31 protein-coding genes are annotated in these 26,073 nt (G+C 60.7%); 23 read left to right on the forward strand and 8 right to left on the reverse strand.

Annotated elements, in window-relative coordinates; genetic code table 11:
* Positions 1-244: 244 nt before the first annotated feature.
* The 7 genes from KX729_RS26230 to KX729_RS26260 form a co-directional block, all read right to left on the reverse strand.
* Positions 245-553, reverse strand: coding sequence for a spore coat protein U domain-containing protein (locus tag KX729_RS26230; protein WP_219745444.1), 309 nt, complete (start codon positions 551-553; stop codon positions 245-247).
* A gap of 117 nt (positions 554-670) precedes the next feature.
* Positions 671-1,213, reverse strand: coding sequence for a fimbria/pilus outer membrane usher protein (locus tag KX729_RS26235; RefSeq protein WP_219745445.1), 543 nt, complete (start codon positions 1,211-1,213; stop codon positions 671-673).
* A complete protein-coding gene (locus KX729_RS26240) occupies positions 1,210-1,818 on the reverse strand; it encodes a fimbria/pilus outer membrane usher protein (protein WP_219745446.1) in 609 nt (202 codons plus the stop codon). The genes KX729_RS26235 and KX729_RS26240 overlap by 4 nt, the downstream gene beginning before the upstream one ends.
* Entirely contained in the window at positions 1,791-2,477 is a 687-nt protein-coding gene (locus KX729_RS26245; RefSeq protein ID WP_219745447.1) for a hypothetical protein, read from the reverse strand. Before KX729_RS26245 ends, KX729_RS26240 begins: the two co-directional genes overlap by 28 nt.
* A complete protein-coding gene (locus KX729_RS26250; RefSeq protein WP_312992063.1) occupies positions 2,449-2,952 on the reverse strand; it encodes a fimbrial biogenesis chaperone in 504 nt (167 codons plus the stop codon). Before KX729_RS26250 ends, KX729_RS26245 begins: the two co-directional genes overlap by 29 nt.
* Before the next feature lie 219 nt (positions 2,953-3,171).
* Positions 3,172-3,660 (reverse strand): Csu type fimbrial protein, encoded by a 489-nt coding sequence (locus KX729_RS26255; RefSeq protein WP_219745448.1) that lies wholly within the window; start codon positions 3,658-3,660, stop codon positions 3,172-3,174.
* Positions 3,661-3,905: 245 nt separating this feature from the next.
* A complete protein-coding gene (locus tag KX729_RS26260) occupies positions 3,906-4,442 on the reverse strand; it encodes a 3'-5' exonuclease (protein ID WP_219745449.1) in 537 nt (178 codons plus the stop codon).
* A gap of 360 nt (positions 4,443-4,802) precedes the next feature.
* Between KX729_RS26260 and KX729_RS26265 the strand changes: the two genes are divergently transcribed.
* The 4 genes from KX729_RS26265 to modC all read left to right on the forward strand — a co-directional run bounded on the left by KX729_RS26265 (position 4,803) and on the right by modC (position 7,727).
* Positions 4,803-4,940 (forward strand): hypothetical protein, encoded by a 138-nt coding sequence (locus KX729_RS26265; RefSeq protein WP_219745450.1) that lies wholly within the window; start codon positions 4,803-4,805, stop codon positions 4,938-4,940.
* A gap of 179 nt (positions 4,941-5,119) precedes the next feature.
* The gene (gene modA, locus KX729_RS26270; protein ID WP_219745451.1) at positions 5,120-5,899 is read left to right on the forward strand and encodes a molybdate ABC transporter substrate-binding protein; all 780 of its coding nucleotides are present in this window, start codon (positions 5,120-5,122) and stop codon (positions 5,897-5,899) included.
* 59 nt (positions 5,900-5,958) lie between these two features.
* Positions 5,959-6,660 carry a molybdate ABC transporter permease subunit gene (modB, locus tag KX729_RS26275; RefSeq protein ID WP_219745452.1) on the forward strand — a complete coding sequence of 234 codons (702 nt, stop codon included), beginning with the start codon at positions 5,959-5,961 and terminating at the stop codon, positions 6,658-6,660.
* Positions 6,657-7,727: a molybdenum ABC transporter ATP-binding protein gene (gene modC / locus KX729_RS26280; RefSeq protein WP_219745453.1), complete on the forward strand. Its 1,071-nt coding sequence runs from the start codon at positions 6,657-6,659 to the stop codon at positions 7,725-7,727. The genes modB and modC overlap by 4 nt, the downstream gene beginning before the upstream one ends.
* A gap of 18 nt (positions 7,728-7,745) precedes the next feature.
* Here modC and KX729_RS26285 read toward each other — a convergent pair whose 3' ends face one another.
* On the reverse strand, positions 7,746-8,612 hold the full coding sequence (locus KX729_RS26285) for a LysR family transcriptional regulator (protein ID WP_219745454.1): 867 nt from the start codon (positions 8,610-8,612) through the stop codon (positions 7,746-7,748).
* Between the two features lie 100 nt (positions 8,613-8,712).
* Here KX729_RS26285 and KX729_RS26290 point away from each other — a divergent pair, with 100 nt between their 5' ends.
* The 19 genes from KX729_RS26290 (at position 8,713) to KX729_RS26380 (ending at position 25,966) form a co-directional block, all read left to right on the forward strand.
* The gene (locus tag KX729_RS26290) at positions 8,713-9,255 is read left to right on the forward strand and encodes a GNAT family N-acetyltransferase (RefSeq protein ID WP_219745455.1); all 543 of its coding nucleotides are present in this window, start codon (positions 8,713-8,715) and stop codon (positions 9,253-9,255) included.
* Between the two features lie 4 nt (positions 9,256-9,259).
* Positions 9,260-10,447 carry an MFS transporter gene (locus tag KX729_RS26295; RefSeq protein ID WP_219745456.1) on the forward strand — a complete coding sequence of 396 codons (1,188 nt, stop codon included), beginning with the start codon at positions 9,260-9,262 and terminating at the stop codon, positions 10,445-10,447.
* A gap of 68 nt (positions 10,448-10,515) precedes the next feature.
* Positions 10,516-11,565: a LacI family DNA-binding transcriptional regulator gene (locus KX729_RS26300; RefSeq protein ID WP_219745457.1), complete on the forward strand. Its 1,050-nt coding sequence runs from the start codon at positions 10,516-10,518 to the stop codon at positions 11,563-11,565.
* 124 nt (positions 11,566-11,689) lie between these two features.
* Positions 11,690-12,358, forward strand: a complete 669-nt coding sequence (locus tag KX729_RS26305; protein ID WP_219745458.1) for an amino acid ABC transporter permease — start codon at positions 11,690-11,692, stop codon at positions 12,356-12,358.
* A 14-nt stretch (positions 12,359-12,372) separates the two neighbouring features.
* Positions 12,373-13,035 carry an amino acid ABC transporter permease gene (locus KX729_RS26310; protein ID WP_219745459.1) on the forward strand — a complete coding sequence of 221 codons (663 nt, stop codon included), beginning with the start codon at positions 12,373-12,375 and terminating at the stop codon, positions 13,033-13,035.
* 52 nt (positions 13,036-13,087) lie between these two features.
* Entirely contained in the window at positions 13,088-13,891 is an 804-nt protein-coding gene (locus tag KX729_RS26315) for a transporter substrate-binding domain-containing protein (protein ID WP_219745460.1), read from the forward strand.
* A gap of 229 nt (positions 13,892-14,120) precedes the next feature.
* Positions 14,121-14,894: an amino acid ABC transporter ATP-binding protein gene (locus KX729_RS26320; protein ID WP_281423269.1), complete on the forward strand. Its 774-nt coding sequence runs from the start codon at positions 14,121-14,123 to the stop codon at positions 14,892-14,894.
* Positions 14,895-14,919: 25 nt separating this feature from the next.
* Entirely contained in the window at positions 14,920-15,855 is a 936-nt protein-coding gene (locus KX729_RS26325) for a 2-hydroxyacid dehydrogenase (protein ID WP_219745461.1), read from the forward strand.
* A gap of 14 nt (positions 15,856-15,869) precedes the next feature.
* Positions 15,870-16,193 (forward strand): EthD domain-containing protein, encoded by a 324-nt coding sequence (locus tag KX729_RS26330; protein WP_219745462.1) that lies wholly within the window; start codon positions 15,870-15,872, stop codon positions 16,191-16,193.
* A 127-nt stretch (positions 16,194-16,320) separates the two neighbouring features.
* Complete coding sequence (locus KX729_RS26335) at positions 16,321-17,190, forward strand: NAD(P)-dependent oxidoreductase (protein WP_219745463.1); 870 nt, start codon at positions 16,321-16,323, stop codon at positions 17,188-17,190.
* A gap of 269 nt (positions 17,191-17,459) precedes the next feature.
* Positions 17,460-18,152: an FCD domain-containing protein gene (locus KX729_RS26340; protein WP_219745464.1), complete on the forward strand. Its 693-nt coding sequence runs from the start codon at positions 17,460-17,462 to the stop codon at positions 18,150-18,152.
* Complete coding sequence (locus KX729_RS26345; protein WP_219745465.1) at positions 18,149-19,582, forward strand: MmgE/PrpD family protein; 1,434 nt, start codon at positions 18,149-18,151, stop codon at positions 19,580-19,582. Before KX729_RS26340 ends, KX729_RS26345 begins: the two co-directional genes overlap by 4 nt.
* A 54-nt stretch (positions 19,583-19,636) precedes the next feature.
* Positions 19,637-20,605: a tripartite tricarboxylate transporter substrate binding protein gene (locus tag KX729_RS26350; RefSeq protein ID WP_219745466.1), complete on the forward strand. Its 969-nt coding sequence runs from the start codon at positions 19,637-19,639 to the stop codon at positions 20,603-20,605.
* 69 nt (positions 20,606-20,674) lie between these two features.
* Entirely contained in the window at positions 20,675-21,172 is a 498-nt protein-coding gene (locus KX729_RS26355) for a tripartite tricarboxylate transporter TctB family protein (RefSeq protein WP_219745467.1), read from the forward strand.
* Complete coding sequence (locus KX729_RS26360; RefSeq protein WP_219745468.1) at positions 21,172-22,668, forward strand: tripartite tricarboxylate transporter permease; 1,497 nt, start codon at positions 21,172-21,174, stop codon at positions 22,666-22,668. Before KX729_RS26355 ends, KX729_RS26360 begins: the two co-directional genes overlap by 1 nt.
* Complete coding sequence (locus KX729_RS26365) at positions 22,665-24,035, forward strand: MmgE/PrpD family protein (protein WP_219745469.1); 1,371 nt, start codon at positions 22,665-22,667, stop codon at positions 24,033-24,035. The genes KX729_RS26360 and KX729_RS26365 overlap by 4 nt, the downstream gene beginning before the upstream one ends.
* An 11-nt stretch (positions 24,036-24,046) precedes the next feature.
* Positions 24,047-24,802 carry an SDR family NAD(P)-dependent oxidoreductase gene (locus KX729_RS26370; protein ID WP_219745470.1) on the forward strand — a complete coding sequence of 252 codons (756 nt, stop codon included), beginning with the start codon at positions 24,047-24,049 and terminating at the stop codon, positions 24,800-24,802.
* A gap of 65 nt (positions 24,803-24,867) precedes the next feature.
* A complete protein-coding gene (locus KX729_RS26375; protein ID WP_219745471.1) occupies positions 24,868-25,428 on the forward strand; it encodes a chromate transporter in 561 nt (186 codons plus the stop codon).
* Between the two features lies 1 nt (position 25,429).
* Positions 25,430-25,966: a chromate transporter gene (locus tag KX729_RS26380; RefSeq protein WP_219745472.1), complete on the forward strand. Its 537-nt coding sequence runs from the start codon at positions 25,430-25,432 to the stop codon at positions 25,964-25,966.
* Positions 25,967-26,073 lie beyond the last annotated feature (107 nt).

The raw sequence follows: 26,073 nt of genomic DNA on the forward strand, positions 1-26,073 counted from the left end.
CGTGGCGCTGGCTAACAAGATGGCCCGCACGATATGGGCGATTTTGGTCAAGGGCGGCACATACCAAGCGCCAGCAATGGCAGAGGCGTAGGAACAGAATTCCCGGCGTTCCTGCGTCGGGATAAAGTGGCAAGGTACGAGAGCGTGATGAACCCGAGGGGCGATACCTCGATGTCGATCAGACCGTCTGACTCACTGCGCCTTTAAGCGCGCAAGATTGATTAGGCGATCGACATCGCGGATCTCATCGTGGCCAGCGGTCAATGACCGCGCTCACAGGCCGGACATATGACTGCACCGTCCGGAGGTGATTTGCGCTGAAAAACCTTGCCAACCGGGCCGTTCCACATATGAGGCAGAGACGTGCTGCGAGACTGATACTCAAGATGTTGGTGCAGGAAATGTCGATCGTCGCCGTACCATCGACAGAGGAGCCGGAAAGAAGGTTTACCGTGCCGAAATTGAGCGTCGAAACACTGAAATTGCAGCTTTGTGCTGCGGCGCCGCCTGCGGATGCAAGGAACAGGCCGATCAGGAGCAATAGGAATTTCATTCAATTCTCCTGCACAAGGCATCCATGGCCGCGGTCGTCTTGTCGAGGTCGATCTGGGCCTCGCAAGTGCCTGCGGTGGGTGTTGGACAATAAGGGTGGTCTTGCCGGTCAGGCCTGTCAGATAGGCCTGGCCATCGTAACCGACGACGTAGCTCGCATCCGAGCCTTCGACGGAAATGAGCGAGCCGCTTTCCACGACCTCGCCGTGGACGTCTTCAGCGTAACGAGTGCTGCACCCGTTTGCGGTTTTACGGCGAAACGGACGACGACACCGCTGCCCTTGTGCGGCATGACGGTCTCACGCGCGCTGTCCAGAACGGCATCGATCGGCAGGCCGGCGGGGTCGATCGACAGGCTGTTCTCCTCGTAGGAGCGAAGGTTCGGCACGAGTAGCCTGCCATGACGGTTGGTCTTTCCGGCCGGCCGGTTTTCGAATTCGACGGCCACATCAGGTGTGCCTGCATCGACGATCCCGAAAGAATCTTCGATCCTGTCCGAGATGAAGACGTCACCGCCGGCGAGAATCAGCGCGCCATCGACCTGCCCACGGACGGAGACGTTCTTGTCCGATTGCTCCACGCGTCCCTCGACGCGGCCGCTACCGCTACGATAGGCGACGGTGGCGGCCCGGCTTGATCGGGACCCTTCGACATCGCTCACACAAGAAAACCGCTTTCGTCACCATACCGGCTTCCGGCAACCGCCGCCGTGCCGATGCCAAGCGTGCCGAGCGCGAAGGCGGCACCAGCGCCGCCGTTCAGAAAATCCAACCCGGCTTCCGCATGCGCTTCCAGCGTCAACCGGTCTGTGAGACCGTAACGTGCACTCGCCATGCCGAAAGGTCGCTCGTCGTAATTGAAGGATTCCAGACCGTAGTTACGGCGCGCGAAACCGATTTCCGCAGAATAGTCGATTAGACCGGGAGCCAGGAGATCTGCCGATGCAAACAGCGGCGTTTCCGTAACCGTCTCGCGGCCCAGCGCATCACGCACGACAAGGCGTGCCGTCGCATCACCGCTAACGGCCGGAATATCCGAAATCGAGAATGGTCCGGCCGGCACCTCGTGAGACGAACGGCGGGTACTGTTGACATAAAGATCGACCGTGGAAGGAACGGCCGCGGTACCTGATACTTCCGGAAGCGGCATGGTGACGAGGTCTGAGCGCAGACCGAAGTTACGACGGATTTGTACTCCGCCGAGACGAACGGGACGTGTCCAGGCCAGCCCGCCGGTAATCAGGTCACCGACCTGATAGGTCGGCATACGGTCCGGGTCGGAATAACTCCAGGTCGTATCCAGCCGGGCGGTGGAGTAAAGATCGTTTGGGAGAGCGTGACGACTTGCGACGATGAAAACAGGCCAAGCGGTCCGAATACGCGCATGTCGAAGGCGCCGGAAAGTCCCTGAAATTCCCAGAGGTCCTTGAGGCCTTCGCCGCCACTTGCGCCATACAGCGTGTAGTTGACCAGTGCGCCGGCGCTGCTTTGCGGTTTCAGACGCTCGCCGTCAGCAGCAGAGGATCTGCTATCGATATTGTGAACGGCAAGGGCATTCGTCGTGGCTGTAAAGGTGATCGCCTGCAGCTTTTCCTCATATAGAAAGGAAACGCCTGGTAGCTTGCCGATATCGACGCGATTGCCGGGAAGGCGCGCCTCGTCGGCGGCCTTCAGCCCGCAGTTCTCGAGTTGCACAGCCTCGATCGTAAGCCTGCCGCCCTCATGCCGAAAGGCCGCGATCAAGCCGGTCGGCCGGCCGTTGACAGAGACTTCGAGCTGAAGATCGAAGGCCGACCCGGGCGCATCGACATTCATGGAAGCGATCTGCGGTATTTGCTGGGCGCACGCGTCGCCGCTCCAGCTGATCGCCGCGAGCAGTACGACTGCCAGACGCCAATCAGCCGCCTTGAAGCTTGGCCTTGGCATCGAAGCCACCCGCCTCGTTTTCACCACGGATCGCCAGCGCGCCGGCGCTTTTCCCGTTTGCCGGTACGAACCAGGTTGCTGTGGAACGACCAAGCACATAACCGACCAGGCCATCGCGCTTGGCAACGGCACTGCCGCCACTGGTCAACGAGAGGTTTGCAAGCTTGAAGCGTCGATCTCCACGGTTTTCCGCACTGACTTTGTAGCCGCCCGAGACGGGCCGGATGCTCCACGAAATTGCCGGATTGGTGGCCCCGCCATCGGCGAAGACGACTGGGATGGAATGGCGCACGACCATAACGACGGTCGCGGCCTGCTTCCCAACCGGCTGCAGTTCGTCGACGATCAGGCGGTAGCTTTCCTCTCCCTTGACCGGTGCTTTCGAGGTCCGCACGATGCGCACCATATTCTCACCGCCCGGCTTCAGCTGGATAATGGGCGGACTGGCGACGACGTCCTCCGCCGGAGTGAACACGTCCTGCCCGTCCTTCTGCGACCACCGGAAGTGCGAACCTGCACGTTGATCGCTTTCGGAGCATCGTTCCAGACGCGGATGTTCGACGTTGCTGTGGGCGCAGACAAGTCGATTATGACGGGGGCGACGCGCAACGAGGCGGAAAGCGCCGGTGGCGATAACCCAAGGGCGGCCATAAAGGCGATGGCGAATGGTTGCAGGCGCAAGGGGCTGTTCCGATCAATAGGTAAGCGTAACGGTGACCGTGTCGGCATAGGAGCCGGGCGCGGGCGTCGTCTGTGCCGATACACGGCCATATACAGTGTAGGTCTGGGCCGAGCCGGTGCAGTTGGAGCTCACCGTATTGCTGCCGACCGTATTGCCCCAGATGCTGGAACGGGACGTGTCCGTGTAGAGGGAATAGCCGATTGTTGCGGCGCCGGAGCCGGTCATCTTGCGCGCCGAAGTGGTCGCGCCGCTGCCGAGGCCTTCGTTCAGCCCGATATTGTAAGCCGTGCCGTTGGTGCACTGGACGACGATCGAGCTGGTTGCATCACGATTGGAGCCGATGACGCCGGTCGAGCCAAAGCTCAAGTTGCTTGCCGAGGAAATCTGGCAATCGGCGGTGATGGTCATCTGCACGTTGAACTGGGACGTCGCCGTCTGGGCAAGTGCCGTCGTTGCGAAAACCGTGAAGAGTGCGGAAAAACCAACGAGGAGGCGGGTCATCAATGCTCCTTGGAACAAAAGCGAGGCAGGACGTCTGCACACACGATGCGTACTGCGCCGAACCTATTCCGGAGTCGATAACGAGCAGCTAAGAGTGTTTAATTAGAATTTACATATAACAACCGTGAATTGATAAAATTACCTGAGGGATTTCCCGTACATTTCTCTGCGTAACGCGAACTGTCGTGCACATTGCCGGAGGCCGGCGTCGAAATCGCGTTGAAAAGATCAAGCGTGCCCTAGGGTTATCGGGAGGCGTGTTGTGCTGAGAGGTCACGCACCAGCTTGAGGCGGACAAGCTCCAGCTCCGCATCCGGCAAGGCCCGGTGAGCTGGAAACACCGGTTCGGTTTGCGCTATTGCGCCCGCTACAAGCTCTGCGAGCCTTTCCCCTGACAGCCTGTCGCCGACAATCTGTCGCGCGGCAGCGAGAAACACGTCGTCGGACTTTTTGAGCCGAAGCGCATGGCGCGGGAAGCCGCCCGTCCGAAGCAATATACTCAGCCATTTGCCATCCCACGAGGGGGCGCTTGCGCAGAGTTCATGCCCTGAAAGCACGTCCATGGCAGTTGCTGCAACCTGTTCGACGGCAAGTCCCTCCCGCTCCAGTTGCCGGCGTGAAATGCCGTGGATCGCCTCCGCTTTCACCGACCAGTCGCTCCAGCCGGGAGCTGGCCGAATGAGGCTTGAATAGCGACTGCCGTCCTCAAACACCCAGCCGATCTCGATCGGGTAGCTATGTTTGGTGAGGGAGGAAGCCTCAAAATCGAGAAAGACCAACATCCGGATATCTGCACATTCGAGCGTCTATTGCGTCAGCTATAGCCAATCGGAATCCCTCACAACAGCCTTATGCGAGATGCAGCGGATGGAGTGCTTGCCTCGTCGCGCCCTCCAGCTGCCGGCGAAGCGGCGCAACATGGACGACTATGCGCGGATTTCGTGGGTCAGAAGCACTCTCGGCCAAGCTCAAAAGTCGTGCCCCCGAAAATACCGTGTATATTCACCGCCGGTATCGAACCGCGATACATGCGCGCCGTGGTGAAGCCCTGCGAAACGCCCTGATCCGCGAGTACGGCGGTAAATATCGTCTATGCAGCGGGAACATCGATATGCAACATCTCGCTCATCGCGGCAACGCTGATGTTTCATAACTTCTGGGCGTCGCCGGCCGCGATGGTCGTGCCTCAGACGCTGAATTTCCTGAAGAATGTCGGTCTCGTCGGCGGTATGGCGATCATCATGACCTTTGGCGCAGGCCCGTATCGGTTTGGCCGTTAATCTGGATCGACATAGGCTAGATGGTCGCCGCCGGGCGCTATCGAGGCGATCGGCGGCGGCCGTGAGCTCGCAGTTTCCGGAACTGCAACTCAAGATATTTTGTCGAATACAACGCTAGCTAAAGCCTGCTCTCCGAGATATTCAGGGAAATATCCCGCTTAAGGATTTGGAGGAAAATCATGATCATCAACCGCCGTTCCTTGTTTGGCGTTGCCGTTGCAACGGCCGCCGGCTTTCTGTCGCTGACCTCGCTTGCGGCTCCGGCCGTTGCGCAGGAAAAGGTCACCGTCTTCGCTGCCGCCAGCATGAAGAATGCCCTCGACAATGCCAACAAGGCCTGGGGTAAAGAGGTTACGGTCTCCTATGCCGCGAGCGGCGCGCTTGCCAAGCAGATCGAAAGCGGCGCTCCGGCCGACATTTTCATCTCGGCCGACCTCGACTGGATGAAATATGTTTCCGAAAAGAAGCTGGTGAAGGAAGATACCAAGTCCAACTGGCTCGGCAATCGCCTGGTGCTGGTTGCCCCGAAGGATGCCGCCAAGCCGGTCGAGATCAAGCCTGGTTTCGATCTTGCCAGCCTCCTGAAGGGCGGCAAGCTTGCCATGGGCGAGCCGAAAGCTGTTCCGGCGGGCAAATATGGTCAGGCTGCTCTCGAAAAGCTGGGCGTCTGGTCGTCCGTCGAGAAGAGTGTTGCCCTGGCCGACAGCGTGCGCTCCGCACTTGCCTTCGTATCGCGTGGTGAAGCCCCCTATGGCATCGTCTATCAGACGGACGTGACCGCAGATCCGGGCGTCGCCATGGTCGGCAAGTTCCCGGAAGACAGTCATCCTCCGATCATTTATCCGATCGCCATTCTGACCGAATCCAAGTCGAAGGATGCGCCCGCCTATCTGGAATTCCTGAAGTCCGCCAAGGCTGCACCCTTCTTCGAGAAGGAAGGCTTTACGGTCCTGAAGTAACAGGATTTAAGGTCATGGCTCCCGCCTGAAACGGGAGCCATGTTTTTTGGGGACCGCGTTTGGACTGGCTTCATCTGAGTGACGAGGAATGGACTGCGATCAGGCTCAGCCTCTGGGTGTCCGGCATTGCCATGGTCGTCAGCCTGCCGTTCGGCATCTGGGTTGCTTATCTGCTGGCGCGAGGTGGGTTCTGGGGTAAATCGATCCTGAACGGGATCGTCCACCTGCCGCTCATCCTGCCGCCGGTCGTTACGGGATTTATCCTGCTTGTGCTTTTCGGGCGGCGCGGTGTTATCGGCGCATTTCTGGACCAATATTTCGGCATCGTGTTTTCCTTCCGCTGGACGGGAGCGGCGCTCGCCTGCGGTATCATGGGGTTCCCGTTGCTCGTTCGCTCGATCAGGCTTTCGATCGAGGCGGTTGACCGTAAGCTGGAGGAGGCGGCCGGTACGCTTGGTGCAAGCCCGACCTGGGTTTTTATGACGGTGACGCTGCCGTTGATCCTGCCCGGCATCATTGCCGGCATGATCCTCTCCTTCGCCAAGGCGATGGGTGAGTTCGGCGCAACGATAACCTTCGTTTCGAACATTCCCGGCGAGACCCAGACACTGTCTGCTGCGATCTATACCTTTACCCAGGTGCCGGGCGGAGATGCCGGAGCCATGCGATTGACGCTTGTGGCGATCATCATCTCGTTTGCAGCGCTGCTTGCTTCGGAATTCATGGCCCATATCGTCGGCAAGAGGGTCAATGTCGAATGACCCTGATCGTTGAAGCCCGACAGACGCTTGGAGAGTTCAACCTCGATGCCGGTTTTACATCGGAAGGCGGAGTGACGGCGTTGTTCGGCCGCTCCGGCTCCGGCAAGACTTCGCTGGTGCGGGTGATCGCCGGCCTGTCCAAGCCAGATCAGGGGCGGCTGATGGTCGATGGCGACGTTTTGCTTGATACGGAAAACCGTATCTTCGTGCCGAAGCATCGCCGGCGGTTCGGTTATGTTTTCCAGGAAGGTCGGCTTTTCCCGCATCTTACCGTTCGCCAGAACCTCAATTACGGCCGCTGGTTTGCCGGCATGAGCAGGCAGGGCGATGATTTCGACCGGATCGTCGAACTGCTCGGGATCGAGCTTTTGCTGGAGCGGCGGCCGGGCAAGCTTTCCGGCGGCGAGAAGCAGCGTGTCGCGATCGGTCGGGCACTGCTTGCCGCGCCGAGGCTTCTATTGATGGACGAACCGCTTGCCGCACTGGACGATCAGCGAAAAGCGGAAATCCTGCCCTATCTCGAACGCCTGCGTGACGAGATGGCCACGCCGATCGTCTATGTCAGCCATTCCGTCAGCGAAGTTGCACGGCTGGCCGATAAGGTCGTGATGATGAAGGGCGGACGGGTTGAGGCAATCGGTACGCCGTCCGAAATCCTGGGTGGACAAGCGTTTCTTTCCAGCGACAGGCGCGATGCCGGTGCTGTCCTGACCGGTAGGGTCGAGGCGATCGACGATGCGCACCGGCTCGCGACTATCCGTCTTTCAGCATCGGAAATCGTCGTGCCCAATGCGCATGTGGAAACCGGCCGCAGTGTGCGAGTTCATATTCCCGAGCGGGACGTCATGGTCGCAACCTTGCGGCCTGAAGGGCTGAGCGCGCTTAATATCCTCGAAGGTCGCATTGTTTCGATCGAGCCTGACGGAGAAGGCATGATGCGTGTCCGAATCCGCAGCGGCGAGGACGATCTTCTTGCCCGCATTACCGCATTGTCTGTCGAGCGGCTTGATCTCAAGCTGGAGAAAGCGGTCTTCGCGGTAATCAAGACCGTAGCTCTGGAGCGGTAGCGAGCTTTCCGCTGAAAATCAGGCCCGAAATGCCTGCATGGCTTCTCGTAAAGGTCTGCTCAGGTGTTTGTCGCGCCGCACGACCAGGCCGAGTGAGCGGTCCAGCCTGGGCGATAACGACCGTATGGTGAAACGGGCGGCGTCCTGCGCTTGGCGAACAGAGAGCCGCGGCAGGATCGCCCAGCCGAGTTCCGAGGCGACCAGTTCCTTGATTGCCTCGACGCTGCCAAATTGCATTGCCGGGCGCGCCGTCTGGCCAGCCGCCCTGAACCATTCGTCGATCGCCTTGCGGGTGTGGCCGCCTTCGTAGAGAAGCAGGGTCCGGTTGCAGAGGGATTCCGCATCGAGCACCTGCGGCGCGCTTTTCTCTCGAATGGAGGCGACGGCGACGAGTTCGTCCTCGGCGATCTTTTCCACCTCGAAGGCACGACCGGGGGCGGGCAGGGTGACGATTGCGAGATCGAGCCGGTTGTTTTCCAGATCGCGCAGGATCTCGGGCGTGTTCCCTGTCCGGACGGTGACCTCCAGCCCGGGCATCCGCTCCTTCAGGCGCGTGATGACGCGGGGAAGAATGTAGATACATGCCGTCGCGCCGGAGCCGATACGAATACGCCCGGCAAGTCCGCTACGGTGTGGCGCCATTGCCTCCATGGTCTCGGAAACCTGCTTTTCGATCAGGCCGGCATGGACGAGTAATTCTTCGCCGGCGAGCGTCGGCTGTGCTCTGCGACCTACGCGCTCGATCAGCCGCACGCCGAAGTGTCGCTCAAGCTGCCGGATCTGCAGGCTGATGGCCGGTTGCGTCAGGCCCGCTCGTTCCGCCGCAGCGGAAAAACTGCCAAGTTCGGCGACGGATGCGAAAGATCGGAGCTGTTCGAGGTTCATATTTTCCAAAGTTATTCTTATGCTTTGCATGAGATGCATAAGCTTTATTTTTGATCCGATAAAGGGCAAAGATCGTTCACATGCCTTTCAGGAACGTCAGATGAATACCCCTCTTCACCCCGTGCAGATCACGCTTCATGCCTGCGAGCCCGCAGACATCCCCGAAATCACGGCAATCTACGCCGATGCCGTAACCTACGGGACGGCGAGTTTCGAGCTCGAGCCGCCGATGATTGACGACATGCTGGCGCGGCGCGCGGCATTGGTCGACGCGGGATATCCTTATCTTGTCGCGAAGGCCGGTGAGAAGGTTGTCGGCTATGCCTATGCCGGGGCCTATCGCGCTCGGCCGGCCTACCGTGGCACGGTCGAAAATTCCGTTTATGTCCATCCTGAGGCGAAGGGCTACGGCATCGGTCGCACGCTTCTGCTGGCCTTGATTGAGGCAAGCGAAACGCGCGGCTTCCGGCAGATGGTCGCGGTAATTGGCGATTCCGGCAATACGGCTTCGCGGCGCTTGCATGAAAGCGTCGGTTTCGAACTCACCGGCGTTCTGAAATCCGTCGGCTGGAAACATGGTCGCTGGCTGGATACCGTGCTGATGCAACGTCCGCTCGGACCGGGCGACGGCCTGCCGCGCTAAGACGATGATCGGCGCCGGCACTGTTGTCCTGCTCAGCCTGTCGCAATTCCTGTGCTGGGGCATCGGTTATTATATGATCGGCGTCTTCGGTCCCGCGATTGCGGCGGAAACCGGTTGGACTCTGCCGGTCGTTTATGGCGGTTTTTCCGGAGCATTGATTGTCATGGGCCTATCCTCCGGGCCGGTCGGACGGATGATCGACCAATATGGCGGCAGGCCTGTGATGACCGTGGGTTCGGCACTGTTGGCGGTCGGCTTCTGTAGCCTGGCTCTGTCTCATTCCCTTGCGGCTTACGGTGCCAGCTGGCTGCTCGTGGGGCTCGCGCTTCGCATGACGCTTTACGAAGCGGCGTTCGCCACGCTTGCACATCTTGTCGGTCGCGCCGCACGCAAACCGATTTCGCGGATCACCTTGCTCGGCGGGCTCGCATCTTCGGCTTTCTGGCCCGTCGGCGATCTGCTGGTTTCTGAAATCGGCTGGCGAAATGGACTGTTCGTCTATGCCGCACTCGCAGTCGTGTCGATGACGCTCCATTGGTTTATCCCTGCCACCGCGGAACGGTTTCCAGAAGCGGGTGTGGAGCCTACCGTTTCCGAGACGTCCCGCCCCAAGCTCAAGACAGCGGCGCTGCTGTTTGCTCTGATGAACACCGTGTCCGCCTTTCTGAATTCTGGCCTCTCGGCGCATATGGTCGCCATCATCGGCGGCTTCGGGTTTGCTGCCGGGGTCGCCGTCGGCGTGTCATCGCTTCGAGGTGTCGGCCAGTCGCTTGCTCGCCTGGCAGAGATAGCGGCTGGCAGTCGTGTCGATTCGTTTGTGCTGGGCGTCGTTGCGGCTGCGGCACTTGTGTGTTCGATCGGCTTTGCACTGGCGGAAGGAGTGGTCGCCGCCATTATCTTTGCATTCGTCTATGGAATTGGTATCGGCCTTCTGACGATCGTACGCGGCATCCAGCCGCTCGAACTTTTCGATCCACGTAGCTATGGCCGGCTGTCAGGCTGGATGTTGATGCCGGGTTTCATCGCCTCGGCCTTCGCGCCTGTGGTCTATGCGGCCATTATCGAAAGCCAAGGCCAGAAGGCGGCGATAGTGCTTTCGCTGGTGCTCGCGCTCGGGACCTTGGCCTGCGCGATAGCCATGCAACAGCTCCTCCGCAAGCGCGGAGCCACACCCACCAGGGAGATGGATTGACCCGGAGCGAAGCGGAGGCAATGTATAGCGCTTGATCTGAGCCTCTGACTCCTTCCCAAGTGAATTGCATGCCCTCCGAAGACCGCCCATCCGGTGACCGTAAAAAGAGCCGAGTAACGCTTCTCGACGTGGCGCAGCACGCCGATGTTTCGCGCGCGACCGCTTCGCTCGTTATCCGCAAGAGTCCGCTGGTGGGGGCGGAAACCCGCGCCCGCGTCGAGGCGGCGATGCGCGAGCTGGGCTATGTCTATAATTTGGGTGCGGCACGACTTCGGGCGGAACGCAGCCATACGGTCGGCGTCGTGGTGCCCAATCTGACTAACCCGTTTTTTGCAGAACTGCTCTCCGGTATCGAATCTGTCATCGACGCGGCCGGCATGGTGGTGATCCTTGCCAATAGCGGCGATCTTGTCGAACGGCAGGACATGGTGATGCGCAGGATGCGCGAGCATGGCGTCGATGGCGTCATTCTTTGCCCCGCCGCGGCCACGGGCACGGATTTCCCCGACCGCATCGAGGAGTGGAACCTGCCGCTGGTCCAAGCACTGCGCCACATTTCGGACGATATGGATTATGCCGGTGTGGATTACGCGGCCGGCATGCACCAGGCCGTCGAGCATCTCGCTTCGCTGGGGCACCGGATTATCGCGTTTGCCGTTCATGGGCCGATCCACTCGGCCTACCATGAGCGGATCGAGGGTTTTCGCGAGGCGATGCAATCCCGTGGTCTGGAGCCGGACCTGATTGTGCGGGTGCCGGATCAGACAGCTCAGATTCCAGGCTCGGCATCGCTTCTTTTCCAGGGGACGGCAAAGCCGACAGCGGTCATCTGCTTCAATGATGTGATCGCGCTGGGCCTTGTTGCCGGCCTGCACGATCTGGGCCTGAAAGTGGGCGAGAGCTTCTCGCTGATCGGCTTCGACGATGTGGCGGAAGCCGAAGTTGTCCGGCCGCGGCTTACGTCGGTGTCGACTGCGCCGGTTTCGATCGGCGAGAATGCTGCAAAGCTTCTGCTCGACCGCCTTTCCGATCCATTGCTGCCACCTCGCAAGGTTGTCAAGGCAACGCAGCTACATATCCGCCAGTCATGTGCATCGGTTGGCGAAGCAGTGCTGTAAGAATCTGTTAGTTTGCCGTTGACGTGTGATCTAAAAGCTTTTAGATCGATCTAAAAGGATGGCGCGGCAGAGGAGCGGCGCAGTCCGGGCTTCATTGGGCCAGACATATTGGGGAGGTCCCAAGTTGTACAAATTCAATTTCGAGCCGGTTATCGCCGGGCTCGACAAGCTGCTTTACGGCGCCGTGCTGACAATCCAGCTTTCGGTCGCGGCGATGATCCTCGGCCTGATCGTCTCGATCGTCTGCGCTGCGGCGAAAACCTCGAATGTCGCGCCGCTGCGCTGGGTGATCAACGCCTATATCGAGATCATCCGCAACACGCCTTTTCTGGTGCAGATCTTCTTCATATTCTTCGGCCTGCCGTCGCTTGGCCTGCGCCTGACGCCAAATGGCGCGGCCCTTCTGGCGCTGGTCATCAATTTCGGCGCCTATGGCACCGAGATCATTCGTGCCGGCATCGAGTCGATCCAGAAGGGGCAGATGGAGGCCGGCACCGCGCTCGGCCTCTCGAAGCTGCAAATCTTCCGTTATATCGTCATGAAGCCGGCGCTGCGCACGGTCTATCCGTCGCTGACCAGTCAATTCATCTATCTGATGCTGACCTCGAGCGTCGTCTCGGCGATCTCGGCCGACGATCTCGCGGCCGCCGGCAACGACCTGCAGTCGGCGACCTTTGCGAGCTTCGAAGTCTATATCGTCGTCACGCTGATCTATCTCGCCATGTCCGTCGGTTTCTCGCTGATCTTCTCGGCGATCGAGAAGGCGGCCTTCAAATATCCGCTGAGCCGGTAAGGGGAGACGGAACCATGCCTCTTATCAGAGCCTTCGGCCCCAACGAGTTCTGGATCATCGTGCTCGCCGCACAGTGGACGATCGCGCTGTCTGTGATCGCCTTTGCGGGCGGCGGATTAGGCGGCTTGTTCATCGCGCTCGCCCGTGTCTCGGATGCGAAATGGCCGCGCCGCATCGCGACCTGGTTCATCCGCCTCTTCCAGGGCACGCCGCTCCTGATGCAGCTTTTCCTGGTGTTCTTCGGGCTCAATATTTTTGGCTTGGGTATCAATCCGTGGTTTGCGGCGGCGATCGCCTTTACGCTGCATGCAAGCGCCTTCCTCGGCGAAATCTGGCGCGGCTGCATCGAGGCCGTGCCGCCCGGCCAGCGGGAAGCAGCTACCGCGCTCGGCCTGCGTTACTTCAACCGCATGCGCTACATCATCCTGCCGCAGGCGTCGAAGATCGCTGTAGCGCCGACGGTCGGCTTCCTCGTGCAGCTCATCAAGGGCACGTCGCTTGCGGCGATCATCGGCTTCACCGAGCTGACGCGCCAGGGGCAGATCATCAACAACGCGACCTTCAGCCCCTTCCTGGTTTTCTCCACGGTGGCTGCGGTCTATTTCGTCCTCTGCTGGCCGCTGTCTTTGCTGGCCGGGCGCATGGAAAAGAAATTCTCCCGGGCGACGACACGCTGACGGGACCCGCGCCGGAGGGAGGTTAACCCGGCACAACGAAAGGGTAGGAAAAATGAGCATTTCAAGACGCATGATGATGGCCGCGATCGGCGCAGGCCTGATGGTGGGCGCAATCGCTTCCACCGCTGCCGCACAGACCGTCGACAGCATCAAGGCCGCAGGCACGCTGAAGGTCGGCATGCTCGTCGACTTTCCGCCTTTCGGCATCATGAACACGTCGAACGAGCCGGATGGCTACGACGCCGACGTTGCCAAGCTGTTGGGCAAAGAATGGGGCGTGAAGGTGCAGATCGTTCCGGTCACCGGCCCGAACCGTATTCCGTACCTGCAGAGCAATCAGATCGACCTGCTCGTCGCCTCGCTCGGCATCACCGAAGAGCGTGCCAAGACCGTTGATTTCTCGCAGGCCTATGCCGGCATTTCGATCGGCGTGTTCGGCGCCAAGGAAACCAAGGTTGCCAAGCCAGAAGACCTTTCCGGCAAGACGGTTGGCGTGGCCCGCGCTTCGACGCAGGATACCGGCGTCACCAAGGTCGCTCCGGCCGATGCCAAGATTCAGCGTTTCGACGATGACGCGACCGCGGTTCAGGCGCTGCTTTCCGGCCAGGTTCAGCTGATCGGCGTTTCCAATGTCGTTGCCGCCCAGATCGAAAAGGCCGCTCCGGGCCGCTTCGACCAGAAGCTGCAGCTCAGCCAGCAGGTTCAGGGCATTGCCGTCCGCAAGGGCTCGACAGAGCTTCTGACCGCTGTCAACGCCTTCATCGACAAGGCCAAGTCCAGCGGCGAACTAAACAAGATCCACGAAAAGTGGCTCGGCGCTCCGCTGCCGGATTTCGTGGCGAACGCCAAGAAGTAAGGTTCAGGCCCGGCGAGTGGTGAGGCCCCCCCTCTGCCCTGCCGGGCATCTCCCCCTCAAGGGGGGAGATTGGCAAGAAGCACTGACATCGCTCCATCTCAACGTTGGAGTTCGGCGAAACGGCGCTCCAAATCGATCTCCCCCCTTGAGGGGGAGATGGCCGGCAGGCCAGAGGGGGGTGTTGTTGAGCACAGTACGCCGGATGATCCAAAAATAAGGAATTCCTCGCATGACCAATCTACAAACCAACGCATCGGCCGCGCAGGGAACCTCCGATCTCGCCGTCCGCATGGAAGCTGTCGAAAAATGGTACGGCGAATTCCACGCGCTGAAGAATGTCGAATTGTCGGTAAAGCGCGGAGAGCGGATCGTCATCTGCGGCCCGTCCGGCTCCGGAAAATCGACGCTGATCCGCTGTATCAACCAGCTCGAGACGATCAAGAGCGGCAGGATCGTCGTGGACGGCCACGACCTGACGGCAGGCGGCAAGAATGTGGATATCGTGCGGCAGGAAACCGGCATGGTCTTCCAGCAGTTCAACCTCTTTCCGCATATGACAGGGCTCGAGAACTGCACGCTGGCGCCGATGAAGGTGCGCGGCATTTCGAAGGCGGAGGCGGAAAAGACCGCCCGCAAGTTCCTGGAGCGGGTGCGCATTCCCGAACAGGCCGAAAAATACCCGGCCCAGCTCTCCGGCGGCCAGCAGCAGCGTGTGGCAATTGCCCGTGCGCTTTGCATGAACCCGAAGATCATGCTGTTCGATGAGCCCACGTCGGCGCTCGACCCGGAAATGGTCAAGGAAGTGCTCGATACGATGATCGACCTCGCCAAGGAAGGCATGACCATGCTCTGCGTCACCCATGAAATGGGTTTCGCGCGCCAGGTCGCCGACCGCGTCATTTTCATGGATCGCGGCGAAATCCTTGAAATGGGCACGCCGGACGAGTTCTTCGGCAACCCGAAGAACGAACGACTGAAAATCTTCCTCGGCCAGATTTCCTGACCTTTTTCAAAGACGGATGCACTCCATGAAGCCAGATATCCTGCTTGTCGAAAAGATGATGCCGTATGTCGAGGAACGCCTCGATGCGGACTACACGGTTCACCGCATGTATGATCCGGAAGCGAAAGCCGCGCTTGAAGCCGCGCTGCCGAACATTCGCGCGGTTGCGACCGGCGGCGGCACCGGTCTTTCCAACGAGTGGATCGAAAAGCTTCCGTTGCTCGGCGTCATCGCCATCAACGGCGTCGGCACCGACAAGGTGGATCTACCTTTCGCGCGCGCCCGTAATATCGACGTCACCACGACGCCGGGCGTACTGACCGATGACGTCGCGGACATGGGCATCGCGCTGATGCTCGGGTCTCTCCGCCACATCGCGAAAGGCGATGCCTTCGTGCGTGCCGGCCAGTGGGGCAAGGAAGGTTTTCCGCTTGGCAACAGCCCGAAGGGCAAGCGCCTCGGGATTCTTGGTCTCGGCCAGATCGGCAAGGCCTTCGGCCGCCGCGCCGAAGTCTTCGGCATGGATATCCGCTTCTGGAACCGCTCGCCGGTCAAGGATACGAGCTGGAAGGCTTGTGCCTCTCCGGTGGCACTCGCGGAAGATAGCGACGTGCTCTGCGTCATCGTCGCGGCGAATGCCGAAACCCAGAACATCGTCGATGCGGATGTGTTGAAGGCGCTCGGCCCGAAAGGCATCCTGATCAATATCGCCCGCGGCAGCGTCGTCGATGAAGATGCGCTTCTGGCGGCGCTGAACGACGGCACGATCGGCGGCGCCGGGATCGACGTCTATCTCAACGAACCGCGCATCCGCGAAGACTTCTTTACGGCGCCGAATACTGTTCTCGCCCCGCATCAGGGCAGCGCCACGGTCGAGACGCGCGTCGCGATGGGCGAACTCGTGCTTGCCAACATCGCGGCGCATTTCGCAGGCGAAAAGCCGCCGACCACGGTCAACTGAGAGAGATTGAAATCATGATCATTCGTCAGGCCTTCTTCGAGGGCACGATCAAGGCTGGCCAGGAAGAAGCGTTCAAGGCCTACGTGGCCGACAAGCTGATGCCGATGTGGCTTGCTTTTCCGGGCATCAAGGAAGTTCGCGTCCTCTACAATATCGAACGGGACGAGGGTGCGCCGCCCTATCCGATGGCGCTTTCGACCATGTACGAGAGCCGCGAAGCATTGGCTGCGGCCCTGGATTCTCCGGTGCGTTACGAAAGCCGCGAGATGACCAAGGGCCTGCTCGCAATGTTCGACGGGCATATCCATCATCACGTTTTCGATCTGGCACTGAGCTGAGACGATATCCGCTGCCCCTCAGGTCGCGGGGCAGCACACCGATCATGCCGCGTCGTAAAATAGAGAAGACGAAAGCGCCTTTTCTGCTTTAAACACCTTTGCCACGAAACACGCAGGGTGAGACCGCATGACAAAAGAGCGTATCGGTGTAATCGGCCTCGGCCGGATGGGTGCCGCCATGGCGGAGCGGCTGGCACGGCAAGGCTTTGACGTGACCGGCTGGACCCGGAGCGGCATTTCGCTGGAAAGAGCCTCCGACCTCGGCATAAGCGCGGTAGATGATATAGCCGCGTTGGCCGATGCCTCCGATGTCATCATTCTGGCGCTTCTCGACGACGCGGCCGTGCATGCCACGCTCGAAGCGCTCATTGGATCGTCCATCTCCGGAAAGCTGATCGTCGATACCAGCACGGTCAGCCCGCAGACGTCGCGCGCTCATGAGGCCGCGTTGAAGGACAAGGGGGCCGCGATGCTCGACGCGCCGATTTCCGGTGGCCCGGAAATGCTGCTTTCCGGCACGGTCGGGCTTTATATCGGCGGTGCTGAGGCGGATTTTCGCCGGTTTTCGCCGGTCGCGGAAACGCTGTCGAACCGCATCCACCATGTCGGCCGTCTCGGCGATGGTGCGGCGGCCAAGCTCGTCAACAATATGATGCTGATGGGCCTATGGCAGGTGATGAGGGAAGCGATCAAGCTTGGCGGTGCGGCCGGTCTCTCGCGCGAGAAGATGATCGACATTCTCTCCGGCAGCCCCGCGGCAAGCCCTGCCATGCGGTCCCGCCTGTCGGTTGTACTCGGTGAAACGGAGGCCGTCGGCTTCCCGGTATCCGGTGTGTTGAAGGACATGGGCGTGGTCTTCGACTTCGCCGGCCACCTCGGTGTCGAAACGCCGGCGATCCGCGCTTCCCAGGCGAGCTTCAAACAGGCGGCTGAACTCGGCTTTGCCGAGGCCGATCTCGGGACGGTGGTGCGTCTTGCGCTGGAAGGTCGTACCTGAGCGCAAGCGCATTCAGGTGGCATAAGGCTCTTGAATGAATGCAGCCGCAGGATTTTGCGGCTGCTCCTAGGCGTTATCTTTTCAGTAGACCCCTTGGACATTGGTGATTGGCGAACAGGCCGCCTCACGGAAAAACTCGCAATTTCAAATTTCTGAAGTCATCAGCGCGCCGTAGCTGGGCAGGGCGCGTCTGCTTGTCATTACGCCAACATAAAACTGTTGACAATTTACATTCTACTTCCTACACCTCTCATCAAGAGGAGAGGTTTATGGCTTTAAGCGCTGTCGAGATTTTGCGTTCGCAATCCCTGCCCATGGTCCTGGAGCAGGAGATCGAGCGCGTCATTTTGAGCGGCGAGTTTTCTCCGGGTGATCGCATCAACGAGAAGGAGCTGGCGGATCGCTTCGGCATCAGTCGCGGCCCGATCCGCGAGGCGCTGCGCTCGATGGACTCCTCAGGCCTTGTCGAGCAGGTGCCGAACCGCGGTTTTTTCGTACGTGAATTGAGCGCCGAGCAGGCCTGCGATGTCTATGACGTGCGCGCTGCCCTGTTCGGCCTTGCCGGCAAGCTGCTGGCTGAGCGGATCACCGATGAGGGTATCGAGAAACTCAAGGCGCTCGTCGCGGAGATGGATGCGGCAAACGCCGTCGATGATTTCGAGCGCTACGTGAAGATCAATTTCCGCTTCCACGAATTCATTGTGACGAATGCCGGCAACCCGACACTGGCCCAGCAATATCTCGGCCTCGTCAAGCAGCTTAGGCTTTACCGCACCCGCAACCTGATGCTGAGCGACTCCATGCACGCCTCGCATCTGGAGCATCACGCCATGGCCGAAGCCGTGATCGCCCGCGATCCGGCCAAGGCACTCGCCGCCCATACCTGGCATGTCGAGGCCTCGAAGGAGCGATTGATGGCGAACGTATCGAATTCAATACATCACAGGGAGACACACGAGTGACCAATCAATCCGACATCACGGCGCAGGCCATACGTTTCATCGAGCGCACGACCTATGCCGACCTGCCGGAAGAGGCGCTCGCTATCGGCCGCCGCTGCATGGTCGATACGGTCGGCCTCTATCTCGCCGGCAGCCAGGAGCACTCTGTTCGCATCCTCGTAGAAGACGCGCTGGCGCAGGGCGGTCGCGGCGATGCGCCGTTGCCAGGCGCGGGTTCCGCCAAGGTGCCGGCCGCACTTGCCGGCCGCGTCTGGGGCACGTCGGGACATGCACATGACTGGGACGACACTCAGGTCTCGCATGACCCGGCGCATGTCTACGGCCTTTTGACCCATCCGTCGGTACCGCCGCTGACCGCAGCGCTGGTGATCGGCAGCCAGCTCGGCAATGTCGACGGTCGGGATATCATGCTCGCCTTCCAGGTCGGCTTCGAAGTCGAAAGCAAGATTTCCGAATGGATGACCCCGCGCCACTATCGCCGCGGTCACCATACCAGCGGTACGGTTGGCACGTTCGGCGCGGCTGCGGCCGCGGCAAAACTGCTTGGCCTGAAGGGCGACAAGCTTGCCCATACGCTTGGCATGGCGGCTAGCTTCGCTGCCGGCATCCGCTGCAATTTCGGCACGATGACCAAGCCGATGCATGTCGGCCGCGCCTGCGAAAACGGCATCACGGCAGCCCTGTTGGCGGCCCGCGGTTTCGACGCCGATCCTACAGCGCTCGACGGCACCTGGGGCTTCTTCTCGGTGATGGGCGAAGGCTTCAGCGAAGAAAAGGCCAAGGCAGGCTTCGGCTCGCCGCTCACCATCGTTTCGCCGAGCGTCAGCGTAAAACCCTATCCGTCGGGCATTCTTACGCACCAGTCCATGGATGCGATGCTGAAGCTCGTTCTCGACCATGACCTGAAGGGCGAGGAAGTCGAGCGCATCCGTTTCCACGCCGGCAAGAACATTATCGAGCCGATCCGTTATCCGATCGCCAAGAACCACCTGCAGGCCAAGTTCTCGATGCCGGCGCTGCTCGCCATGATCGTTCTGTGCCGCCGCGCCAGCCATCATGAATTCGTGGATGCCTTCGTTGCCGGCGAAGCGATGCAGGATCTGCAGGCGCGCACCGAAGTCATCAACGATCTCGAGATCGACGCCCAGGGTTACGACAAGATCCGCTCGCGCATCGAAGTCCTGACCAAGGACGGCCGCACGCTCGTCCAATGGGCGGATGAGCGTTATCGCGGCGGCCCGTCCAACCCGATCGACGATGCCGGCCTCGACGCGAAATTCCGCATGTGTGCCGAAGGTGTCGTCGATAGCGCCCCGCAGGAGGAGCTCCTTGCTCTGGTGCGCAACATCGACAAGGGCGCCGACATCAAGCGCCTCGTATCGCTGATCAGCGGCGCGGATGACAACGCCAAGGGAATTGCAGCCGAATAAGTTCAACCGGACAACGCCGCTCCGGGAGAAGCGGTGATCTAGAGGGAGAGAGTAATGAGCATTATCAAGATGATCGGGAAAGCAGCCACGGGCCTTGCCGCCTTGGCGCTGCTCTCCTCCGGGCCGGCTTTCGCAGAGCCGGCCGCCTATCCGGTCAAGGTCGTGACATTGGTCACGCATTCGAGCCCGGGCGGTGGCAGCGACGTCTTCCTGCGCGAGATGACGAAATATCTCGGCAAATACATCAACGCTACATTCGTCGTCGAAAACGTACAGGGCGGCAGCGGCGCAAAGGCCATGGCCCGTGTTGCGTCCGCTCCGGCAGACGGCAGCGTCTTCTACGCCACGACGCCGACCTATATCTACACCTCCTTGATGAGCAAGCCGCAGTCCACCTACAAGGACATGCAGCCGCTCGTGAATTTCTTCCTGGATAGCGAGGTGATCTTCACGCGTACCGACGGCCCTTTCAAGTCGCTGAAGGACGTTATCGACCATGCCAAGAAGGAACGCGGCAAGTGGGGCGCGGCAAACCCGGCCTCGCTGGAGCGCCAGGCCGCCGAACAGCTGAAGCGCGTCGCCGGCGTCAATGCCGCGATCGTCACTCATGAAGGCGGCGGCGACATGATGCTCAACGTCATGAACGGCACGCTCGACATCGGCATCGGCGAGATCCAGGAACTGCGCTCGCAGCTCGACGCCGGCAAGATCAAGCTGCTCGCCACCTTTAACCCTGAGCGCATCGTAGACAAACCGGATGTGCCGACCGTCAAGGAGTCCGGTTTCGACGTTTCGTTCGTCAAGTTCCGCGGTCTTGCCGGCCCGAAGGGCTTGGCCGACGCGACTGCCGCAATCTGGGACAAGGCGGTGATCGAAGTCCTCAACGACCCGGAATACAAGAAGGCCTATTCCGCCGAAGTGCTCGTCGCCAAGCCGATCGATCACAAGGAATATCCGGGCTTCGTCAACAATTTCGCGACGACGACCGAAGAGTTCCTGAAGACCACCGGCGCGATCAAGTAATGCCCGCGCTGCTTCGGGACCGTGCCTCGCTCGGTCCCGAAATACCGTTTTCCCCGTGAGGACGTTCTCATGAACAAAGATATTCTCAGCGGCGTGGTGCTTCTCGCCATCGCTGGCATCTATTACACGTGGTCCACCAGGATTGCCGACAGCACGCTCTCAGACGAGATCGGTGCCGATGGCCTGCCGAAAATGCTGGCGATCCTCCTTGGCGTACTGGCGGTCTGCCTGATCGGCCGTACCGTGCTCGCCATGGGACTTCGTGCCGCCGCCGCTACCGCCACCAAGGCGGAGACCGAAGAGGAAGAGGACGACAACGCGCCTCTGCCGCGCGCCCTCGGCTTCCTGGCTTTCGGAGCGGCTTATGTCTTCCTGCTTCCCTTCGTCGGTTACATCGTCGCCACCGCGCTCCTGATCGGCACAATCGCGATTTACGAGGGCGCTCCGCGCCGCAGCTGGATCGTGCTCGCAGCCGCTATCGGCGGCGGCCTGTTCTACTGGGCGATCTTCGTAAAGCTGCTCGGCGTCAACCAGCCCATGGGTTCGATTTTTCAAGGACTGTTCTGATGGCCACGTTCTGGGACATCTTTCATCTTCTCACCGAGACGCCGATCTTCTTCGTGGCGATCATCGGTCTCACCTGGGGCATTATGGGCGGCGCGCTACCCGGCATTTCCGCCTCGATTACCATGGCGCTCGTGCTGCCCTTCACCTATGCGATGGACCCGGCACAGGCGATCGCGCTGCTGGCCTGCGTCTATATTGGCGCTGAGTACGGCGGCTCGATCCCGGCGATCCTGATCCGCACGCCCGGCACCAATTCGTCCGCCGCAACCGTCATTGACGGTTATGAGATGAACCGCCAGGGACGTGCCGGCGAGGCGCTTGGCATCTCGCTGATGTCCGGCGTGGTCGGCAGCCTGTTCGGCCTAGCCATGCTCATCCTGCTCACCGAACCACTATCGTGGCTGGCGCTTGCCTTCACCCCGGCATCCTATTTCGGCCTCGGCATTCTGGGCTTGAGCGTCATCGCCTCGATGAGCGGTGGTTCGCTGATCAAGGGTCTCTGCGCCGCGACCGTCGGCCTGATGATCTCGACCGTCGGCACGGATCCGATCTCCGGCGTCACCCGCTTCACCTTCGATGTACCGGACCTTATCGGTGGCATCGAACCGGTTCTGGTCATGGTCGGCCTCTTCGCGCTGACCGAATTGATGAGCCAGTCCGGTTCGGTCGGCATGGCGCGCCTCAATGCAAGCATCCGCATCAAGCTGCCGAGCTGGCAGATGATGAACAAGCTGAAGCGTTCGCAGTTCATCGGCTGCATCCTAGGCCTGTTCGAAGGCCTGACGCCCGGCGGCGGTGGCTCGATCGCGGCATTTATGTCCTATAACGAAGCCCGCCGCTGGTCGAAGACGCCACAACTGTTCGGCAAGGGCTCGGAAGAAGGCGTCGCGGCGCCGGAAACGGCCAACAATACGGTGGCCAGCACAGCGATGATCCCGCTGCTCAGCTTCGGCATCCCGAGCTCGAACTCCACGGCTGTCCTGCTCGGCGGCCTCCTCATGCACGGCCTGATCCCCGGTCCACGCCTGTTCGAACAGAGTGCCCAGGTCATCGACAGCATTTATGTCGGTTCGTTCATCGCCATCATCGCCCAGATCGGCGTCGGCATCGTCATCCTGCCGGCCTGCATCTGGCTGGTGAACCGGCCACGCCACTATCGCGCCGGCTTCATTTTCGCGCTGATCCTGTCGGGCATCTATACGCTGAACAACAGCCTGTTCGATCTTGGCATTGCGCTCGGCCTCGGCGTCGTCGGCTTCTTCATGCGGCTTGCCCGCTTCCCGGTCCTGCCGATGATCCTCGGCGTCGTGCTGGGTCATATGGTGGAATCCAGCTATCGCCGGTCGCTGGTTCTGTCCGGCGGCGATCTTCGGGTCTTCCTCGAAGATCCGATCGCGGTCGCGCTGCTGTCGCTCGCCCTCATCTTCATCGTCTTCTCGCTCGCTCGCGAAATCCGCGATGCCCGCAAAGCTAAGCTCAAGGAAGCTCATTCATGAATGTCGCCGTTTCCCCGTCGACGCCGGTCGCAGTGAAGCTCGCGACCTTCGCAGCCGAAGCCTCGCCGCCGCCCGCGGCGGCCGACACCTGCCGCCGGCTGATCTTCGATATCGTCGCACTCGCAATTGCCGGCCGTGAGACGGATTACGTCCAGGCTGCGCTGAACAGCGCCGTCGACGACGGCCCCTGCACCGCCTTCGGCCACGGTCGCAAACTCGGGCTCTATGACGCAGCGCTGGTCAATGGCACCGCTGCGCATGGCGAAGACTACGACGATACATTCGAAGGCGGCCCGATCCATGCCGGTGCGGTGATCGTTTCCGCCGTGCTGGCGATCGCCGAAAAGCGCGGCCTGGACGGCAAGGCTGTGATGCGTGGCATCGCTGTCGGCACGGAGCTGATGTGCCGTATGAGCCTTGTTGCCCCGCAAGCGACCCACAAGGCAAGCTTCCACCCAACGGCTATCTTCGGCGCTCCGGCCGCGGCTGCGGCGGTGGGCGCGGCGATCGGACTTGACGTAAACCAGATTGCCCGCGCCATGGGCATTTCCGGCAGCCTCGCTTCCGGCATCATCGAATACCTTGCTGATGGCAGCTCGACGAAGCGTCTGCATGCCGGCGCCGCCGCACAGGCCGGCGTTCGTGTCGCTCTGCTGGCGGAAAGTGGCTTCACCGGTCCGCTCACCGTCTTCGACGGCACGAACGGCATGTACAAAGCATTCGCGCCGTCCAAGACGCCGGATTTCAGCCATCTTGTCGATACGCTCGGCAAGGAGTGGATCCTCGAGACGCTGGCTTTTAAACCTTATGCCTGCGGAACCATGACGCAGCCCTTTATCGACTGTGCCATCGCGCTGGCCAAATCTGGCGTCAAGGCGGACGACATCGTCTCTATCACCTGCAATGTCGGTGAGGGGACGGTCCATCGTCTCTGGGAACCGCTTGCCGACAAACATCGCCCGCCGAACGGCTATGCCGGCAAATTCTCGACGCCCTATTGCATGGCGGTCGGTTTCACCGATGGCGAGGCGGGCCTCGGCCAGTTTACCAATGAACGGGTGCTCGACCCGTCGCTGCGGGCGCTGGCGGCGAAGGTCTCCTACGAGATTGATCCGAACGATCCCTATCCGCGCAATTTCACCGGCCATCTCAAGGCCGTGCTGAAGGACGGCTCGGTGAAGGAAATCCGCCAACCCTATATGCGTGGTGGCGCGCATGAGCCCTTGTCGGATGACGAGATGCAAGCGAAGTTCGAAGCGAACCTGAAGTTCGGTGGCCTGACGGGTGAACGGATCGGTGCATTGCGAGATGCGCTGGGCCTGATTGCCGACGGCGGTGCTGTCGATCTTTCAGCTTCGAGGGGATAAGCGGAGTTCACATGCAGAATCTGGGTCTCGAAGGCCGGGTGGCGCTGGTCACCGGTGCCTCCCGCAATATCGGCCGCTCGATCGCGCTGGCTTTTGCCGATGCCGGCGCTTCGGTCGCGATCGTCGCTCGGTCGGATCGTGAGGCGGCGGAAGCCGTCGCCCGCGAGGCCGAGGCGAAAGGGGTTGCTGCTGCAGTATTGCTTGGCGATGTCGGCAAGGAGGATGATGCGGAACGTCTGATCGATCAGGCAGTCGAAAAGCTCGGGCGTTTGGATATCCTCGTCAACAATGCCGCCATCCGCCGCGAGGCGCCGATCGGTTCGCTCTCCTTTGCCGACTGGAAAGATGTCTTCAGCGTCACGCTCGATGGTGCCTTTCTGATGACCCGCGCCGCCATCCCGCATCTGAAAGCTGGCGGGCAGGGGGCGATCATCAATATCGGCGGCCTTACCGCCTACACCGGTGCGATCAACCGCGTCCATGTCGTGGCAGCCAAGGCCGGTCTCGACGGGTTCACCAAAGCGCTTGCGCATGAGCTCGGCACCGAGGGCGTGACGGTCAATCTCGTCTCGCCCGGTATGATCGATACCAACCGACAGCATGCGACCACGAGCGAGGCGGCGCACCACAAGACGACCCGCACGCTGGTTGGCCGCCGCGGCACGCCGGAGGAGGTGGCCGCCGCCGTGCTCTATCTCGCCGGTGCGCAGGCCCGCTACACGACCGGTCAGACGCTGCATGTCAATGGCGGCGCATTTTTACCATAACTGAGGCTTGAACCGGCTGGCGGCTAACCGGCCGCTCCGTTCCATCGCAACAGTGGATATGGGCCATGTCTCTCTCGGAAGCTCCAGGCTCACCGAAAAAGCCCCGTCTCGCCACCCTTTTCATGCTCTGCTTCAAGATCGGAATCCTCAGTTTCGGCGGCGGGCTTACCGGCTGGATCTATCAGGAATTCGTGTTGCGCCACCAGATCCTCAGCGAGGACGACTTTTCCAGCAGCGTTGCGATCGCCCAGATGCTGCCGGGCGCCAACGTGGTGAACCTCGCCATCTGCATCGGCGAACTGCTGCGCGGTACGCTCGGGTCGATCGCCTGTTTTCTCGGTTTCCTGATTGGCCCGTTTGTTGCCGTCATAGCGCTTCTGAACGTCTTCGACCAGCTTGCCGCTTTCGAATTCCTGCCAGTGATGTTCAATGGTGTCGCGTTTGCAGCGATGGGTTTGCTTCTGCTGACCTGCATTCAGGGAACGCAGCGGGCCATGCGCTTTCCGCCGTCGCTGATCGTCGTAGTGTTGACGGCGGTTCTAGTCGGTGTGCTGGAATGGCCGCTTATCCCGGTGGTTCTGTCGATCGCGCCTTTCAGCATCTTTATTGCCTGGAAGAGGAGTTGAGATGCGCGACAACCTCTTCGTCAACCTTGCCCTGGTCTTCATTCCCTTCTCGCTGACGTCGATCGGCGGCGGCATCGCCATCATTTCCGGCCTGCAGAACGAGGTGGTCAACGTCCACGGCTGGATCACCGAGACGGAGTTCGTTCATCTCTTCGCGGTGTCGCGCACCTCGCCCGGCCCCGGCACGATGTTGGCAACGGCGCTCGGTTGGAAGATCGCCGGTTGGTCAGGCGCGGCTGTCGCATCTCTGGCCTTCTTCCTGCCATCCTCGTTGCTCTGTTACGCAGTCTTCCGCTTTACCAATACCCACCGGGAAAAACAGTGGCACCGCGTCATGCGGGAAGGTCTGGCGCCGGTCGGGACGGGGCTGATCATTGCCGGCATTATCTCCTTGTTTCGTCTGGCGGATGGCGGGTTGCTGGCACTTGTGATCGCCGGCCTTTCCTGTGCCCTGTTTTTCTGGAAACCGAAATTTCCCGTGCTCATCGTTCTCGCACTCGGTGGAGCGTTGGCGGTTCTGGCTTGGGCTTGGTTCTGACCGCTTTGCCTGGAGGTTGAATGAGGCGAAGCTTAAGTTCCCGGTGGAACGCGGCCGCAAGCCCTTGCGCTGCTCAAAGATTAGGCTAAAGACGATCTGTTGTTTGT

This window comes from Neorhizobium populisoli (assembly GCF_019430945.1).
GTDB classification, from domain to species: Bacteria; Pseudomonadota; Alphaproteobacteria; order Rhizobiales; family Rhizobiaceae; genus Neorhizobium; species Neorhizobium populisoli.